Source organism: Chloroflexus sp. (genome assembly GCF_056331925.1).
This window is the reverse complement of record NZ_JBWGQH010000026.1, coordinates 19549-37828: the sequence shown is the minus strand read 5'-3', so window position 1 is coordinate 37828 and position 18280 is coordinate 19549. Positions and strand designations below refer to the sequence as shown.

The window sequence follows — 18280 nt, the reverse complement described above, 5'->3', positions numbered from 1 at the left end:
ACGGCTAGGCTATGCACGACGGTTATCTCTTCACCCTCGGCATTTGCGGCAGTGCTGCTGAAGACGATCCGGCGCCAGAGGTACTGAGTGCCCTGTTGGGGGCAATACCTCCGGTCAAGCGAGCCGCATTTCTCGGTGTCCTTCCCAGCGAACAGCCTGATCTATTGGTAGCTGAGATTGTGGCCGATATGCGCGATGCTGAGCTGATCGTGATGGTCACGCCGGCATCGACGCCACAGTTGCCGGCTCGCCTCAACGATCTCTTACGCGCGGCATGTGCTGTCGATCTCGGTAAGCGCTATGCAGTACTGGTTGCGATTGGGCCATATGCAGCTTCGGTGCTGCCGGCATTACAGGCGGCAGTTATCCAATGCGGTTTGGTGGTTACCGGCACCGCAGCGCTCACCGCCGACGACCCGGCACCGATCGAGCTTGTGCGAACCGCCTACACAACCGCCCGTGCAGCGCTTGCGCCTCATGCGCTGCCCCGTGAAGTCAATTGATGAATGTCGCGCTCCTATGATCACGCCACGCATTCCTGCCCATAAGTTCTGGCTCGGCGACGAAGCTATCTATTATCTGCTTGCCCGACCCGCGCTCAAGCGCAGCTTCGATCACGTCTGGTTTGCCCAATATGGCCCAAGACCTGATCCACAGCGCGGACCGTACATCTTCTATCTTAACCATTCAGCATGGTGGGACGGTTACATGATGATGTTGATTCACCGGGCCATCATGCATCGCGCGTTTGACAGTTACCTGATGATGGAAGAGCGCCAGCTCCGTGCCTACCGCTTCTTTACGTGGTGTGGGGCGTTCTCGGTCAATCGTCACGACCCTGAAGATGCGCAACGTGCGCAAATCTATGCCGCCAACCTGTTACGTGAACGACGCGACCGGGCCCTCTACATTTTTCCACAGGGCCGGATTGAGGCCAATGATTACCGTCCACTCACCATCTACCCGGGTATTGCCCGGATTGCTGCACTCGTTCGCGACGTGACATTATGCCCAATTGCCCTGCGCTATGAATTTCTCGGCCAGCAATGGCCTCACGCCTTTATCCAGATCGGGCCGCCGCACCCACCGGCCAGTTACGATGACATCGAAGCAATCCGAGCCGACATCGCTACACGCCTTACTGATGCCGTTGACCGCCTACGTGCCGATGTCATCGAGCAACGGCTCGGTACATTTCAGCCGTTGCTCGTCGGACGCTGGGGCATCGATCGCATCTGGGACACCGTCAGGGGTTGGTTTCGGCGAGGCGGCGCAGACGACGGGCCAGCCGTGGCAGCAGCCAATCGCCTACGAGCACGAGCATAATCACACCGCCGATCAACGCCGGCAGCACCTGCCCACGCGCCAGATTCACCACGACGAACATCGTCAGGTTGGTCAGATAGAGAGTTGGTGGTAGCCACTGCATAAAGGGTCGCGGTACCAGTCCTTTGCGGTTGGCACTCCGCCGTAAGCTCAACAATACCCACGATAAAATCAGGCTTGTTACCCACCACGCGACAAAATTAGAAACCGGAATACCGTAATAAAAGCCGCTCTCATCGCTCGCCCATACCCAATAGCGGTTGATATAGACGGCGAACGGCTCAATAGTTACGTCAAGTAATAACGCAAACGACGCCGCCGTCAACACGCGCGTTGGGTGCAGATATCGATCATCGACCGGTCGGCCATCACGATGAAACAGCCGCTCGGCGACACCGACGGCCGCTACCACGATCAACAGCCATGCAAAGGGAATAGCCAACGGCACCACCCCAAAGATCTGTGGTTGCAACACATCGGTGTAGGAATAGCTCCCAAAGGGAAATCCGGTCGTGGCGCCGATATGCTCTACCGCCCACGAAATAATCAGGATCAAGCCGCTAGCAACAGCGCCATACCAATGGTAACGAACTGTCAGCCACATCCCCATCAGTGCGCCTTGTAAGATCAGGAGCGCACCACCCATCCATGTGCCCCATACCGGAACCTGATCAAGCGCGACCAATACAATTGCAAAGGGATAGATAAAAAGGTAAACGACTAAGAGAATAGTAGAAATTCGGCGTAATTGCTGTTGAAAACTTTGATCGAAAAACATAAGTTAATATGTCCCCATCAGACGGGTCATACCATTCGGTGACCCCTACTCTGATTATAGATTCGCTTGCATGGCTTGTCAAAGCCTTATCTGACGTTCTCATCATTTACTTAGATTCACGATTGAGTAATAAAACTGTTATGACAACTGGCGAACCATGTGCTATACTAAGAATGGAAGAAAAGTACTATTGTCACCGGCGCCACTTCCGTTCTCCGACTTTGCAATGGCGCAGGGATCGGGAGAGAGGAAGTATGACAGCGGTATCTCATCCAAATCAACCTGTGCGCATTCTTCTCGTGGAGGATGACAACCATATTGGGCGCATTATTGAAGTGGCCATGCGTGGTCTTGGCATTCCCTACGAATTTACCAGCGTTCTTAGCGCTGAAGAGGGCCTCGAACGCTGGGAGGCACAACCATTCGATATCTTGATTACCGACTACAATCTACGCGGTATGAACGGGGTTCGCCTGATCAAGGAACTCCACGCACGCGGCTATTATCCACCAACGTTAATCGTCACTGCCTACGACTCGGCCGAGGTAAGACAAGCTGCTACCGAAGCAGCCGTTAACGGCTACGTAACGAAACCTTTCTTCCTCGATGAGCTGATTGAACGGATCAAACAGCTCTTACCGGTAACCCCTACCGTTCACGAACGGGTCGTCAATGGCTAGGACACAAGCTTGTTGTTTGGCAACAACAGACCGCTATGATTGGTGTCGGTGCAACCAACCATAGCGGTAGTGATTTTGATCTCGGCCTATCTAATCGAGTATTGCCGGGATGCGATGGAGCGGTAACAGACCGGCAGCCACCTGTTCGGGCGATGGTAAGGCCGATTCGGCCGGCTTATCAGAAGCAGCCAGCACGAGCGCACCTTGCTCTTGTAATGCGCGTCCTAGGCGAAACAGCTCGTTACTCAACGTCAATCGACCATCGGCCATGCGGGCTGCGGTCGTCACCAATTCAGCACGGCGAAATTGGATAAACGGCGTTGGGTCCCCCGCTTCAATCCGTTCGATCAACTGCTTACGCAACGGTTGCAATTCAGCCGGTACCTGTTGGGCAGCGACTAACAATTCCAACAATGTTGGTGAGAGACCGGCAGCAAGCTGTACTTCGATGGCCGGTAAATCAAACACTGCAATTGTCGCAAATAGGGCAATAGCAACGGTGTAGTCTTGATTGTCAAGCGTGAGGGCGTGCCATTCGCGGCGGCATAACTCTGTATAATTTCGGCGAAACAACGCCCGATCAAATTGATCACCTAACAACTCCGTCGCTACGATCAACGCCGCCTCAGCACGGGCATCGTCAATGGCTCCATCCGAGCGACCGCGCGGTCCAAGCAACGTTTTATCAATATCGATCAGTATCGCTGTTTGGGACCAATTCACGCCACGTACCGTGAGTTCTGCGGCCCATTCATGAACCAGTGCCCATCGAGTTGCGGTAGCAACCACATCGTTCCACTCGAGTGTCGCCGGTGCTACCGGACGATCCACGCCGATGAACCCATAGGTAGCTACCTCGTTAAGGCTCTGGAGATGAACGGTCAGCAGTCGGTCATTTTCTGTATCGCCGATCACCACCACCGTTGTCAGCGGTGGACCGTTGCGGAGCGCCTGTGCTGCACGGGCGAGGGCTACTATCACACGAGCGTAAGCCACATCGCGTTTACGTGGCGTAACGTTCACGGGCAACCCCAATTCGGCACGTAACATTGGCAAGGAAGGTAAGGTAGGGTCGCACGGCTGTAAATCGCGATAGATCACGCGATCATCGGTTAAATCAGCAATCGTTGCCCGCACGCTCATAGCCACCCCTGTGCATGCATGAGTTCAGCGTTGAGAATTGAAGCACCGGCTGCACCACGAATGGTATTGTGGCTCAACGCGATCAGTTTGATGTCGAAGAGTGAACAAGGCCGAATCCGACCAACCACCGTTGCCATACCACGACCGGCATCGCGATCACGACGTGGCTGCGGTCGATCAGGTTCATCACGCACAATGATCGGCTGTTCAGGGGCCGTTGGTAGACGCAACTCTTGGGGCAAACCACGAAACGCGCGTAACACGTCAGCGACTTCCTCAGGGCTAGCCTTCCGCTCAAGCTCAATCGATAGACAGACGAGATGGCCTTCGAGCACCGGCACGCGATTGCAGTGTGCCGAAGTAGTGAAGCTAGCCGGGACGATGGTATCATCGCGCAATTGGCCGAGCATCTTTTGCGGTTCGACTTCGAGTTTTGGCTCTTCACCACCGATAAAGGGAATCACGTTATCGACAATATCGTAGCTTGGGACACCGGGATACCCTGCCCCAGACAACGCCTGCATACTTACCAACAACATTCGGTGCACCCCAAACGTATCCAGCAACGGACGTAACACCATCGTTGCAGGGGTCGAGGTACAGTTTGGATTCGTCACAATCGCGCCCGACCAACCTCGGCGGCGGCGCTGCCCGGCGATGAGCTTAAGGTGATCGGGATTGACTTCAGGTATCACCAACGGTACATCTGGCTCCATGCGGTGATTAGAAGCGTTGGAGCAGACAATATGGCCGGCAGCCGCCAGCCGTTGTTCAATTGGACCGGCAACATTGCTAGGTAAAGCCGAGAATACGAGTTGTGCCGGCACATCGGCTTCAGCGTCCAGTACCGTCAGATCGGCCACTTCCGGTGGCATTGGCGTATCGAGTACCCACCGGCAAACCTCCCGATATTTCTTCCCTGCGCTTCGCTCACTCCCGGTGAGAGCCACCACCTGAAACAGTGGATGCTTGTCGAGTAACTGGATAAAACGTTGCCCCACCGCGCCTGTTGCGCCTAAGACTGCAACTGGGATCGCTGCCATTAGAGACCTCCTATCGAACGACCACAATCGGTTCTATTATACTCATGTGCGAACGGTTGCAAAAACAACTAAGTTGGTTGTGGTTTAACCACTTTTGTTATAAAAAAAGTCGGCAAAAGGATGGCAATTCGTTAAATAATCGTGTATAATCTCTGTGAGCTATGAAACAATTTTCATCTCATCCCCGTGTTGCGCTCCTCCCACGACGTAGGAGTCGTTGGTTTCGTCTGTACTTGGCCCGTGATCATTGCCGATCACCCCAGAAGGAGCAGCACTATGATCGATCCACACGTGCAACGTTTGCTAGAGCAAGTGCTCGATACACCGGAAAAATTGCATTTGCTCCTTATGTTTCACGAACATCCACGCTGTGAGCTAACGGCGACTTCCATTGCCGAGCGGCTCTTCCGTGATATTTGGAGTATCCAACAAGCACTTGACGAGCTAACCACCGCCGGCTTTCTGGCCGTCAACAAATCGGTCGGTGGTGAACCATTATACCGCTACACACCCCCGCCGGAGTGGCACGAGGCGATCCGGCGTTTGGTGCGGAGCTACAACGATCCACTTGAACGTGATCTCATTCAGCGCCGGATCCGCGATCTTGCCGCATTTGCCGCCTTCCGTCGGTACGAACTGGAACGTTTCGAGTTTGCCTGACAATCAGTTGCGGCGGCAAGTTCATTCTGGCGCGGAGCAAACCCCGCGCCATTGTTCTGCTAACAGAGATCTAACACTCTTATCTTGACGCCACCGGCAGCGCTCTCTACAATACGAAACTACATGTTTGCAACAACTTCCCAACAGCGTAGGGCGGTGGTATGAAGGATTACTATCAAGTACTCGGCGTTAGCCGCAATGCTAGCGATGATGAGATCAAGCGAGCATATCGGCGACTCGCACGCAAATACCACCCCGATGTGAACAGAGGTGACCCAAACGCTGAAGCCCGTTTCAAAGAGATTAACGAAGCGTATCAAGTACTCTCAGATAAAGAGCAGCGTGCAAAATACGACCGCTTCGGCAGTGAGTTTCATCGCTATGAACAAACCGGTTTCGGCGGCGTCGATTTCAGTAGTCAAACGGACTTTGCCGACCTGTTTGAAACACTTTTTGGCAACCGCCGCACAAGCGGTAGTAGATTTAATGTTCGCCTCGACGGTCAAGATGTCGAGCAACCGGTTGAGCTAACGCTCGAAGAAGCCTATCACGGAACCCAGCGTACCCTCCAATTTGCCAACCCAAATGGCACACCACGCACAATCACGGTCAAAATCCCTGCCGGGATTGATACCGGCAAGCGGGTACGAGTTCCAGGGGAAGGTGCGCCTGGTCTGAACGGTGGCCGCCGCGGTGATCTGTATCTGGTGGTAACGGTTACACCACATTCCCGCTTTGAACGTAAAGCCGGAGATTTATATACGACCGTACCGGTCAGCATGTATACCCTGCTCCTTGGTGGGCAAGTTCAGCTTCCCTTGTTATCGGGTAAAACGCTTACCCTTACCATTCCGCCTCAGACGCAAAACGGTCGTGTGTTTCGGATTACCGGCCAAGGCATGCCACTGATGCACAGCCCACAGTACGGCGATCTGTATGTAACGGTAAGTGCCGTCTTGCCTACCAACCTTTCACCAGAGGCACGCCGCTTAGTCGAAGCATTACGCCGTCTCACCGGCGAGTAGGGGGTATTTGGGCCATTTATACACATTGCTTGACACAAACGCTCAAGAGCGGTATATTACAAGGCAATAATCCACGACAACAGTGATGTGTAGGTGTACCGGGCGGTACAGTGATCACGCTCAAAGACAGAGCGTGGCGCTTCCCTGTATCTTCCATTATTATCATTATTTAAGAATTTTCTACCACGTGCGAACGTTGTGGTGAGACGACGTACTCGCACCGTATCGCTGCAATTGCAAAAGCGAGAGCGCGCTCGCACCTCCTCGTTGCCGAGGTCGTGCGAGCGTGTGTTTCTTTGTACCTTTGGCATCCGTTTTTATTAGTGAAGATCAAGGAACCAGCAATGTACCTTCCTGCGCGAGACCCAGCCCGACTTTACGATCCGCGCTTTGAGCACGATGCCTGTGGTATCGGTTTCGTGGCCCGCGTCAACGGTCGGGCAAGCCACGATATTCTTGAGCTGGCTCTGACCGCTTTGGGCCGCCTTGAACATCGCGGTGCTGTGGCCGACGACGCTCGTACCGGTGATGGCGCTGGTGTGTTGACCCAACTACCACGCCGTCTGTTACAGCGCGAGCTGGCCGCAGCCGGAATAACCGTCGCCGATGCCGATCTCGCGCTTGGTATGCTGTTCTTGCCTGCCGATCCCGATCAGTGTACCAAGGCCTGCTCACTAGTTGAGCAGGCCCTGAACAAACATCGCTTGCCCTTGCTCCGCTGGCGCGAGACACCTATCGATCCGGACGTACTCGGTGAGCGTGCGCGTAAGGCAATGCCCACGATCCGCCAGATTATCGTGGGGCGCCCACAGGGTCTCGATGATCGTACCTTCGAGCGCACGATTTTCCTGGCGCGTAAGGCAATGGAAAAAAGCTTCCGGCAGGCTGGTTTGCCGGCATACATTCCCTCGTTCTCGTCACGTACTGTGGTGTACAAAGGGTTGCTGCTCGGTTCCCACCTGGCCGATTTCTACCTCGACCTGCGCGATCCCGATTTCACCACTGCCCTGGCCGTGTATCACCAACGCTACAGCACCAATACCTTCCCTACCTGGGATCGGGCCCAACCGTTCCGTATGCTGTCGCATAACGGTGAAATCAATACGTTGCAGGGTAACGTAAACTGGATGCGCGCTCGTGAGCAGGCGATTACGCTACCGGACGATTTTCTGCCCGATGGTCCTCCGCCGATGAGTGAACTGTTGCCGGTAATCGATGAGAACGGTTCCGACTCGGCAATGCTCGATAATACGCTTGAGCTACTGGTGATGGCCGGACGTGATATTCGGCACGCCGTGGCCATGTTGGTACCAGAAGCATGGGAAAAGGTTTCCGATATCGACCCGACCTTGCGCGCTTTCTATCAATATCACGCTTGCTTGATCGAGCCGTGGGATGGCCCGGCAGCACTCGCTTTCTCCGATGGTGTTATCGTTGGTACGTCGCTCGACCGCAATGGTCTGCGCCCGGCCCGCTATCTCATTACCGATGATGGCTTGGTTGTTTCCGGCTCAGAAGTAGGAGTAGTTCCTATCCCCGAAACACGGATTGTCTGCAAAGGCAAACTCGGCCCCGGGCAGATGTTGGCAGTCGATGTTGCCGCCGGTCGAATTTACACCGATAGTGAGGTGAAGGCGCTCCTCGCATCGCGCCGGCCGTATGCCGAGTGGCTCAATGAGCATCTGTGTTATCTGCCGGCCGACCTACCGGTACCACCGACTGAGAATGAAGACATCCAACCACTGCAAATGGCGTTTGGCTATACCTCTGAGGAGCTGAACGTCATCTTGAAGCCGATGGGCATGACCGGTCATGAGCCGGTTGGCTCGATGGGTGATGACACACCGATCCCACCACTTTCGCAGTGGGAACTAGGCCGCCCGTTGTTCCACTTCTTTAAGCAGCGCTTCGCCGAAGTGACGAATCCTCCTATCGACCCGCTCCGCGAAGAGTTGGTCATGTCGCTGAGTGTTGGGATTGGCCGCCGACGTTCGATCTTACTCGAGACGCCTGAGCATGCCCATCTCTTGCAGTTGACATCACCGATCTTGACCGATGCACAGTTGCAAGCAATTCGCGATCAGACCGATCCGCTGCTGCGTTCAGTAACGATCAGCGTGCTCTTCCCGGCACATCACATTACCACCGAGCAGATGCTCAAGGCGCTTGATCGGGTGAGTGAAGAGGCAGCAACAGCCGTTGTCGATGGTGCAGCCATTGTGATCTTGAGCGACCGCGGTGTGAACGCTGAACAGGCTGCTTTGCCGATTTTACTGGCGACCGGCGCCGTTCATCATCACTTGATCCGTACCGGTTTGCGCTCACGAGTGAGCTTGCTCGTCGAGACAGGTGAGGCGCGTGAAGTACATCATATCGCAGCGCTGATCGGTTACGGCGCTGAAGCCATTAATCCGTATCTCGCGTTGGCGAGTGTGCGCCGGATTACTATCGAGCGTGACGCTGTACGCCAACGGGCGGAGCACGGTGTAAGTCAGGAAGCTGTCGAGCCGTACCGGCATGCCCTGGCTGTCGAGGCTGAACAACATTTCATCCACGCCCTGGAAAAGGGGCTGCTGAAGATTATGTCAAAAATGGGTATCTCGACTCTTGACAGCTATTGTGGTGCCCAAATTTTCGAGGTAGTCGGGCTGGCGCAAGAGGTGATCGATCGCTGCTTTACCGGTACGCCTTCGCGCGTCGGTGGTATTTCGTTTGAGCGGATTGCCCGCGACCTTGCCGTGCGCCATAGCCGAGCTTTCAAGACGGAACGTGTAATCCTACCGCATCCCGGCTTTTACAAGTTCAAGAAAGATGGTGAGTATCACGCCTTCAGCCCGGCAGTCGTGCATGCGTTACACAAAGCGGTACGTAGCCCGCACGCCCTCAACGGTGATAGCACAGGACCCACCCTAAGCCGCGAAGGTTATGCGATCTACCGCGCTTACGCCGATCTCGTCAACAATCGGCCGCCAACCGAGCCGCGTGATCTGCTGGAATTCGTACCCGCCGGTCCGCCGGTACCAATTGAAGAGGTCGAACCAGTCGAGTCGATTGTGAAGCGGTTTTCGACGGCAGCGATGAGCCATGGCTCGACCAGTTCAGAAGCACACGAGACGCTGTCGATTGCAATGAACCGGCTAGGCGCAATGGCCAATAGCGGCGAGGGTGGCGAAGCGCCGGAACGCTACCACGATGAACGCAATTCACGGATCAAACAGGTAGCGTCGGGCCGATTTGGCGTCACGCCAGCCTATCTAGCAAGCGCCAGCGAGTTACAAATCAAGATGGCCCAAGGCGCGAAACCCGGTGAGGGTGGGCAATTGCCCGGCCATAAGGTGAATGAGGAGATTGCTCGTATTCGACATACCGTGCCCGGTGTCGCACTCATTAGCCCACCACCCCATCACGATATTTATAGTATTGAGGATTTGGCCCAGTTGATCTACGACCTCAAGCAGGTCAATCCCAATGCACGGGTATCGGTGAAGCTGGTAGCGACTGCCGGGGTAGGTACGGTAGCGGCAGGCGTTGTCAAAGGCTATGCCGATACGATTCTGATCAGCGGCCACGCCGGTGGTACCGGTGCTTCACCACTGAGCAGTATTAAAAATGCCGGCGTGCCGTGGGAGTTGGGCTTGGCTGAAACTCAACAAACCCTCATTCTCAACGGGTTACGCGAGCGGGTACGGTTGCGTGCCGATGGTGGGCTAAAGACAGGGCGTGATGTCGTGATTGCCGCGCTGTTAGGGGCTGATGAGTTCTCGTTCGGTACGGCAGCATTGGTGGCCGAAGGCTGTATTATGGCACGAGCGTGTCACAACAATACGTGCCCGGTCGGAATCGCTACCCAACGTGCCGATCTGCGGGCTAAGTTCCCCGGCAAGCCGGAGATGATCATGGCCTTCTTCCGCTATCTGGCGCAAGAAGTGCGTGAGATTCTTGCCAGCCTCGGCTTACGCTCGATCGATGAAGCGGTTGGTCGCACCGACCTGCTGCGACAGCGTAAGGTTGGAGTCGAGTCTGCCGACATGTTGGATATGACACCGGTGTTGGGTGCAGCCTCGCTCATCGGCTATGGCCCGATCCGACACAATGGAAAACCCAATTCCTTGCCTGCCGAAGAGAGTCTCAATGATCGGATTATGCGTGACGCCGGCCCTGCCCTTGCTGCCAGCGGGCCGGTGCGCTTACAGTATCAGATTAACAACTGTGACCGCTCAGTAGGTGCACGATTGGCAGGAGCGATTGGGCAAATGTACGGTGATAAAGGGCTGCCTGCCAATACGATTACGATTACGTTCCACGGTCACGCCGGACAGAGCTTCGGTGCCTTCAATGCACCGGGAATGACGCTGCGTTTGATCGGCGATGCTAACGATTACGTTGGTAAAGGAATGGCCGGTGGTCTGATCACCATTGCGCCGCCCCCGGAAGCTCAGTACGTCTGGCATGAGAACGTGATTGCCGGTAACACGCTGCTCTATGGCGCGACCGGTGGTGAATTGTACGTCGCCGGGCGAGTAGGTGAGCGCTTTGCCGTTCGTAACTCCGGCGCAACGGCAGTGGTGGAGGGCATTGGTGATCACGGTTGTGAATATATGACCGGCGGCACGGTCGTGGTGCTCGGTCCAACTGGTCGGAACTTTGGCGCCGGTATGACCGGTGGTGTCGCGTATGTTCTTGACGAGCAGGGGACGTTTGCCCGACGCTACAATCCCCAGTTGGTCGAGTTGCGCCCTCTGAGTGACCGCGATGAGATGCGGCTGCGCGATCTCATTCGTCGCCACGTTGAATTGACGAAGAGCCTACGCGGAAGCGAGATTCTAGCCCGCTGGGATCGGTATCGCCACCTGTTCCTCACCGTCCGACCGCGCGATGCCGTAGCGCAGATCGAAGCCGCCGCCGAAGGCACCGAAGAACCGACGAAAGCACATGCAGCCTAAGCTGTATTGAGACACTGGCAGACGGGAATAACTCCCGTCTGTCAGCTTTTTATCAGGTTGCAGACCGGAAAGATCGTGGTAAGATAAGGCGCTGCATTAGATTGTGCAGCAAAAATGATAGATAACGTTGGGTGTTACTCAGGTATGCTGGACACCAAATGATTCTGGCACACCCACGTGTCCGTTCATCAACGAATGCCCGCGATCTGAAAAAGAGGGAGAAGAGCCGCGTATGCTCTGGATTAGCCTGATTGCGCTCATGGTGTTAATCGCAGTCTCACCGGGAATAATGCTATACATTGAGCAGCGGCAGGCCACTACCGGTCATTTTGAACAGACCGGAGACACGCCACCGTCTCACCACGATACACCTTAGACGGTGCTGTCAAGCGGGTAAGGCATGCAGACACAGGCCGGCCCATGATCGAACATTCACCAGCCCCAGTTATCGCGAAACCAACAAGACACCAGCGGATACATCAAACACAACGCTGGTTACGGGTTGGTTTTTTCTTAATCGATCAGATTCTGATTTTTACCGGTTTTGTGTTGGCGTATGTGTTACGGTACCAGATTCTCTGGCCACCACCGTTCGATCAGATTGTGGCTGAGGTGGCCATCGAGAACATGGTACCTTTTCGCGCATTCCTTCCCATTGTTTTCATTCTCCAAGTCCTATTGGGTGTGCGGTTTGTGGTGCGCGGCTTCTACCGCCCAAGCCGCCGGATGACGCTCACCGATGAGGCTACCGCTATCACCGGCAGTGTGATCACGATGACTGCACTGCTCATTGTGGTGGTATTTCTGCATCGACCTTTCTTCTATTCACGGCTCATTTTTGCGTTTGCTGCCGTTACGATCATTGCTTTGCTCCTTAGTTGGCGCATCTTGCTGATCGGGATACGGCATTGGTTCTGGTCGCGCGGGCTTGGGCGCGAGCGAGTGGTTGTCGTGGGTAGTACCGGTTTGGGGCAATTGGTCATGCATGCGCTCACCGCCTCGCCGGGAGCAGGGTACACGTTGGTCGGCTATCTTAGCGATCAGCCGATCATTTCCGGCAACCGCGCGCGAGTATTTCATCATCTCGGCGACCTGCATGATCTCGAACAGGTCATCGAGGCGTACCACATCCAACAGGTGATCATCGCATTACCTTTCTGGCAATACGATCAATTGCCGGAATTGGTGGCACGCTGCCAACACATGGGGATCGAGTATCAGATTGCCCCGGATATTTATCAACTGAGCTTTGACCGCGTCGACATTATGCATCTGAGCGGTGTACCGTTATTGCAACCGAAGGAGATCCAACTCCACGGATTGAACCTGTTCTTCAAACGAACATTTGATCTAGCAGCGGTACTGCTTACCTTGCCGATAACCGTACCACTTGCGGCGATCATCGCGCTTGTGATCTGGCTCGACTCTGGGCGACCGATCATTTTTCGCCAGCAACGTGTCGGTAAAAATGGACGTTTGTTTACCTGCTATAAGTTCCGCACCATGATCCCTGATGCCGAACAACGCCGACGTGAGTTATTGGCATACAATGAAGCTGATGGCCCGTTGTTCAAAATGCGTGACGATCCACGAGTGACCCGCGTCGGACGTTGGTTGCGTCGCACGAGTTTGGACGAATTACCACAACTCTTCAACGTATTGCTCGGTGATATGAGTTTGATCGGCCCCCGACCGGCATTGCCAGAAGAGGTCGAGCGGTATGAGCCGTGGCATCATCGGCGGCTTGCGGTGCAGCCAGGTTTGGCCTGCTTGCCGCAAGCGTTGGGGCGGAGCGAGATCTCGTTCGACGAACAAGTGCGGCTCGATATCTATTACGCTGAAAATTGGACGTTTAGCCTCGATCTGCGGATTCTGATGATGGTCATACCGGCGATTTTGTCCGGTCGCGGCGCGTGGTAATGTATTGGTTCACCGGTCAACGATTAGAGCGATCTGTGTGGTTATGGCTAGCCGCGGCTGTCTTGGTCGGGGTTGGTATTACGCTCATTCCACCACTTTTCGCCGTAAGCTGGCTCCTCGGTCTGGCCGCGCTCGGTTTGGCGGTGTGTGATCCGATTTGGCCGGTAGCGCTGGCCGTGCTCTCGGTACCATTCCAGCAATTGGTCACGCTGCCCGGTGGGCTGAGTGTGACCCAGTTCTGTTTCATCCTGGTGGCCCTAAGCTTCCTCTGGCAATTGTCCCAACGACGGTGGCCTTGGCCGGATATGCCGGGAATTGCTTTGGCTGTTTTCCTTTGGACACTCGCCGTGACCGCCGCTTTGACGCCACTTAGCCGCAGTGAGGGACTAAAAGAGACACTCCGTTGGGGAACAGTGCTCCTGATCTACCTTGCTGCAATGAGTGCGCTGCAGGACCCTGATCGAGTACAATGGCGACGCGCCGTACTCGTTGCCTGTTTGCTCGCTGCCCCGGTGATAACGGCGTTGATCGGTATTGGTCAACACCTGACCGGGATCGGCCCGGCGAGTTTTGTCGTTGGGGGCGGGCGGGTGCGCGCCTATGGCACGATTGGTCAACCAAACTCGTTTGCCGGCTACCTGAATCAGGCATGGCCGTTGGCAACCGGTTTTGGCCTAGTGATGATCGCCGCACATCGTTGGCACACCTGGCGCGATAGGTTGCACTTAGGCGTCGTCTTCATCACGGCGGGTAGCTTGATTGGTGGATTACTGGTGAGCTTTTCGCGTGGTGGCTGGTTAGGAGCAGCACTCGGTGCAACGGTCATGACGGTTGTGCTTGGCGTCTGGTACGGACGACAGATGCTGCGACAAAGCATACCGGTTATCCTTATGGCAGTATTTGGTGGAGTGATCCTGTTGAATAGTGGGCTGCTACCGACCGCATTGAGTAGTCGGCTTACATCCATTATCGTCAATCTCCAGCCGTTCGATGTACGTAATATTGAGATCACGCCGGATAACTTCGCCGTCGTCGAGCGAATGGCGCACCTGCAAGCAGCGTGGCATATGGTGCGAGAACGGCCGCTATTGGGAGTAGGACCGGGAAATTTCACCATCGCCTACGAACGGCTGGTGTATAGTGGGCAGACACCCACATGGATTAAACCATGGTATGATTCTCGTGGTCACGCTCACAACTACTACCTACACATCGCTGCCGAAAGTGGTTTGATCGGATTGAGTGCGTATCTGCTCTTGCTAGGTAGCGTTTGGCATACTGCGGTGCGAGCAGTTCAACAAGCGAGCGATTGGTTTACACGCGGTATCGCCCTGGGTGGCATAGGAGTGGTGAGCACACTAAGTGGTCACAATCTCTTTGAAAATCTGCATGTTTTGAATATGGGAGTGCAGTTTGGGACAATCATTGCGCTTATCGCGACCATCAGTATCGGTCGTACTGAACTGCGCAATTGCAAAGAGGACCTATGACTTATCTCGTGACCGGCGCTGCCGGCTTTATCGGGAGTCATCTGGTTGATCGCCTCCTGGCCCGCGGCGAACAGGTGATTGGCCTTGACAATTTTGTCGCCTACTACGATCCGGCCCGCAAACGACGGAATCTAGCCCAAGCGCTACAACACGCGGGGTTTACCCTTATTGAAGGGGATATTCGTGATGCGGAGACCGTCGCTGCCATCTTCAGCCGCTACCGACCGCGGGCAGTGGCTCACCTTGCCGCTATGCCTGGACCACGCCCCTCGATAGCCAATCCGCTCCTGTACGAGTCGGTGAACGTTGGCGGGAGCGTGGTCATTCTCGAACAGGCATGTCGTGCCGAAGTAGCAAATATCGTGATCGCGTCGACCTCATCGGTCTACGGTAAAGCCGGTCGTGTTCCGTTCCGCGAAGACGACCCAACCGACCGACCGTTGTCACCGTATGCAGCCACAAAAAAGGCGGCTGAAGTTCTCGCATACACGTTCCATAGCTTGTACGGGATTCCGACCAGCGTCGTGCGCTTTTTTACCGTCTATGGGCCGCGTGGACGACCGGATATGACCCCCTATCTCTTTGTCGAGCGGATGGTACGGCGCCAACCGATCACGCTGTTTAACGGTGGAGTCAATCTGTTCCGCGATTATACGTACATCGATGATATTGTCAGCGGTGTGATGAATGCGCTCGACCGACCACGTCCCTACGAAATCTTTAATCTCGGTCATTCGCAACCGGTCGAACTATGCCGGTTTGTACAATTGCTCGAACAGATCACCGGTTATGCTGCCAAGATCGAGGTTAAGCCACTGCCGGCCACCGAACCGCCGATCACCTTCGCCGATACAGCGAAAGCCGGACAATTACTCGATTTCGTACCGACCATTGCAATTGAAGAGGGGTTAGAGCGTTTTTGGGCATGGTACCGTGCAGAAGTGAATCGATAGCCTGTCGCCTTGCAGATATTCCGTAAGCGTAGCTACGATCATGTCGGCCAGCAAACCATCATCAGTACCTACACATGGGAAGGCGATTACATCTATGAGTGATCGTCCATCGGTGGTTGACATCACAAACGATTTACCTGAATCCAACCAAGCAGAGCGCGATGATTTCTCACTCGGTCAACGATTGCGTCAACCGCGCACTCTTATCTCGTTTGGATTGGCAATCGCGATCATTATATTTGTCGTCCGTGGTCTCGACATTGACATTGCGACCACGTGGCAATACATGCGTTCAGCCGATCTGTGGCTCCTTGGGTTAGGGCTGGTGGTTTTTTATCTCACCTTCCCCTTACGCGCGCTGCGCTGGCGTATGTTACTGACCAACGCCGGTGTACCGTTACAGGCTGGCCGAAGCAGTTGGGCTTCATTGCCGGCTTTAATCGAGTATATCTATCTGTCATGGTTTGCCAATTGCATTGTACCGGCCAAGCTCGGTGATGCATACCGTGGGTATCTACTCAAACACAACGGTAACGTCTCCTTTTCGGCTACCTTCGGCACGATTTTTGCCGAACGGTTGCTCGATATGATCGGCCTGTTTAGCTTGCTCGTGCTCTCCGGGTATCTTACCTTTGGTGCGCATATGCCCGAAGGTACCCAGATTGTATTTGGCTTTGGAGCGCTCTTGGTCGTGATTATTATCAGTGGTCTGGCCGGCATGCGCTGGCTAGGGCCGCAGATACGCTGGTTTATTCCACGCCGTTTGCATCGCGTCTACGGCAATTTTGAGCAATCGGCACTACGGTCGTTTGCGCCGGCAATCCTTCCCCGCTTATTTGCATTCACCGGTGCCATTTGGTTGCTTGAAGGCTTTCGGCTTTGGTTTGTCATTCAATCCTTGCATCATACCGGTCTTGATCTGAACCTCGCCGCGATTATTTTTATTGCGTTAGCATCGTCACTGCTGACCGCACTCCCAATTACCCCCGCCGGTTTGGGGGTGGTCGAGGGAACGATTACCGTCGTCTTGACCCTCTTCGGCATTGCAACGAGTCTTGGTGGGGCAGTTACGTTACTCGACCGGCTGATCAACTTCTGGAGTATTGTCGTGTTTGGTTTCATCCTCTATCTGTTCAGCCCGCGGAAGTAATGATGCGTATCGGAGTGGATTTTACAGCGGGTATTTGGCAAGGAGCAGGGATTGGTCGCTACACGCGAGAATTGGTGCGTGCTGCTGCCCAAGCCGGGCCTGATCTGACGTTTCACCTCTTTTACGCGGCCGGTGGGATCGGGCCAGATAACCCCTTTATCCATTATGCCCAGGAGCTAGCGGCTACCTATCCAAATGTTACGTTACGGCCGCTACCGATCAGCCCTCGCCTGCTCACGATCATCTGGCAACGGCTACGCTTACCACTGCGGATCGAGTGGCTTATCGGACCGATGGATGTGGTGCATGCACCGGATTTTGTCTTACCGCCGACGCGGTCGCGTACCCTGCTGACCATTCACGACCTCACGTTTTTGGTCGAACCGGGTTGTGCCGACCCCAGCTTGCGACGCTATTTGAGCGAGGCTGTTCCCCGTTCACTCCGACGGGCTGACCTGATTGTTGTTGATTCACAGTCGACGGCAAACGATTTAGGTCGACTCTATGGCATACCGAGCCGGCGTGTGCGTCTGCTCTACCCAGCCGTGGATGCACGTTTTCGACCATTACCGTCGGATGAACTAGCCACGGTGCGCACAAGGCTAGCACTACCGGATCGATTCCTGCTCTTTGTCGGAACGCTGGAACCGCGTAAAAACCTTGTACGTCTGTTACATGCTTTTTCCCTGTTACAATCTGACTATCCCGATTTGCAGCTTGTCATTACCGGACGACGTGGTTGGTTGTATGACGAGATTTTTACCGCGGTAACACAGTATCAGGTGACCGACCGAGTATGTTTTCTCGATTTCGTTGCCGATAACGATCTACCGGCATTGTATAATTTAGCCGAAGCCTTCGTTTACCCATCGTTGTACGAAGGGTTTGGCTTTCCGGTACTCGAGGCACTCGCTTGTGGAACGCCGGTTGTCACGACTAAAGTAGCGAGCCTACCAGAAGTGGCCGGATCGGCAGCCATTATGGTCGATCCACTTGACAGCGAGGATATTGCAGCCGGTATCCGGGTCGCTCTGAGCAATCCGTTACCGTTACGCGCTGCGGGGCCATTGCAAGCCGGTAAGTTTCGCTGGGAGCAAACCGGGCAGCATCTCGTTGCGATTTACCGTGAGTTGGCGGCAATGATCGCGGCCACGTGAGGAATGATTTGT

15 protein-coding genes are annotated in these 18280 nt (G+C 54.9%); 12 read left to right on the top strand and 3 right to left on the bottom strand.

What is annotated here, in order from left to right:
- Nucleotides 1-11 precede the first annotated feature (11 nt).
- Together AC01ZF_RS13505 and AC01ZF_RS13500 are read left to right on the top strand one after the other, a co-directional pair.
- Nucleotides 12-503 (top strand): hypothetical protein, encoded by a 492-nt coding sequence (locus AC01ZF_RS13505; RefSeq protein ID WP_424676139.1) that lies wholly within the window; start codon nt 12-14, stop codon nt 501-503.
- Between the two features lie 16 nt (nt 504-519).
- Entirely contained in the window at nt 520-1326 is an 807-nt protein-coding gene (locus AC01ZF_RS13500) for a lysophospholipid acyltransferase family protein (protein WP_424676140.1), read from the top strand.
- Here the strand turns inward: AC01ZF_RS13500 and AC01ZF_RS13495 are convergent.
- Nucleotides 1247-2104: a carotenoid biosynthesis protein gene (locus AC01ZF_RS13495; RefSeq protein WP_424676141.1), complete on the bottom strand. Its 858-nt coding sequence runs from the start codon at nt 2102-2104 to the stop codon at nt 1247-1249. The genes AC01ZF_RS13500 and AC01ZF_RS13495 overlap by 80 nt on opposite strands.
- Nucleotides 2105-2358: 254 nt before the next feature.
- On the opposite strand from AC01ZF_RS13495, the gene AC01ZF_RS13490 reads away from it, so the two are divergent.
- Nucleotides 2359-2784, top strand: a complete 426-nt coding sequence (locus AC01ZF_RS13490) for a response regulator (protein ID WP_424676142.1) — start codon at nt 2359-2361, stop codon at nt 2782-2784.
- A gap of 90 nt (nt 2785-2874) precedes the next feature.
- On the opposite strand, the gene AC01ZF_RS13485 is transcribed toward AC01ZF_RS13490, so the two are convergent.
- Both AC01ZF_RS13485 and asd read right to left on the bottom strand, forming a co-directional pair.
- Complete coding sequence (locus tag AC01ZF_RS13485) at nt 2875-3927, bottom strand: hypothetical protein (RefSeq protein WP_424676143.1); 1053 nt, start codon at nt 3925-3927, stop codon at nt 2875-2877.
- Entirely contained in the window at nt 3924-4970 is a 1047-nt protein-coding gene (gene asd / locus AC01ZF_RS13480; RefSeq protein ID WP_428111726.1) for an aspartate-semialdehyde dehydrogenase, read from the bottom strand. Before asd ends, AC01ZF_RS13485 begins: the two co-directional genes overlap by 4 nt.
- Before the next feature lie 276 nt (nt 4971-5246).
- On the opposite strand from asd, the gene AC01ZF_RS13475 reads away from it, so the two are divergent.
- The 9 genes from AC01ZF_RS13475 (at nt 5247) to AC01ZF_RS13435 (ending at nt 18268) form a co-directional block, all read left to right on the top strand.
- Nucleotides 5247-5630 (top strand): hypothetical protein, encoded by a 384-nt coding sequence (locus AC01ZF_RS13475; protein ID WP_424676145.1) that lies wholly within the window; start codon nt 5247-5249, stop codon nt 5628-5630.
- Nucleotides 5631-5791: 161 nt separating this feature from the next.
- Nucleotides 5792-6655, top strand: coding sequence for a DnaJ C-terminal domain-containing protein (locus tag AC01ZF_RS13470; RefSeq protein WP_424676146.1), 864 nt, complete (start codon nt 5792-5794; stop codon nt 6653-6655).
- 344 nt (nt 6656-6999) lie between these two features.
- Nucleotides 7000-11598 (top strand): glutamate synthase large subunit, encoded by a 4599-nt coding sequence (gene gltB / locus AC01ZF_RS13465; protein WP_476575422.1) that lies wholly within the window; start codon nt 7000-7002, stop codon nt 11596-11598.
- 232 nt (nt 11599-11830) lie between these two features.
- Nucleotides 11831-11974 carry a hypothetical protein gene (locus AC01ZF_RS13460; protein ID WP_424674728.1) on the top strand — a complete coding sequence of 48 codons (144 nt, stop codon included), beginning with the start codon at nt 11831-11833 and terminating at the stop codon, nt 11972-11974.
- A 44-nt stretch (nt 11975-12018) separates the two neighbouring features.
- Nucleotides 12019-13518, top strand: coding sequence for a sugar transferase (locus AC01ZF_RS13455; protein WP_428132630.1), 1500 nt, complete (start codon nt 12019-12021; stop codon nt 13516-13518).
- A complete protein-coding gene (locus AC01ZF_RS13450) occupies nt 13518-15008 on the top strand; it encodes an O-antigen ligase family protein (protein ID WP_428111721.1) in 1491 nt (496 codons plus the stop codon). The genes AC01ZF_RS13455 and AC01ZF_RS13450 overlap by 1 nt, the downstream gene beginning before the upstream one ends.
- Entirely contained in the window at nt 15005-15961 is a 957-nt protein-coding gene (locus tag AC01ZF_RS13445) for a GDP-mannose 4,6-dehydratase (RefSeq protein ID WP_424674731.1), read from the top strand. The genes AC01ZF_RS13450 and AC01ZF_RS13445 overlap by 4 nt, the downstream gene beginning before the upstream one ends.
- Before the next feature lie 94 nt (nt 15962-16055).
- Nucleotides 16056-17111 carry a lysylphosphatidylglycerol synthase transmembrane domain-containing protein gene (locus tag AC01ZF_RS13440; protein WP_424674732.1) on the top strand — a complete coding sequence of 352 codons (1056 nt, stop codon included), beginning with the start codon at nt 16056-16058 and terminating at the stop codon, nt 17109-17111.
- Nucleotides 17112-17113: 2 nt separating this feature from the next.
- Entirely contained in the window at nt 17114-18268 is a 1155-nt protein-coding gene (locus AC01ZF_RS13435) for a glycosyltransferase family 4 protein (RefSeq protein ID WP_428111719.1), read from the top strand.
- Nucleotides 18269-18280: the final 12 nt, after the last annotated feature.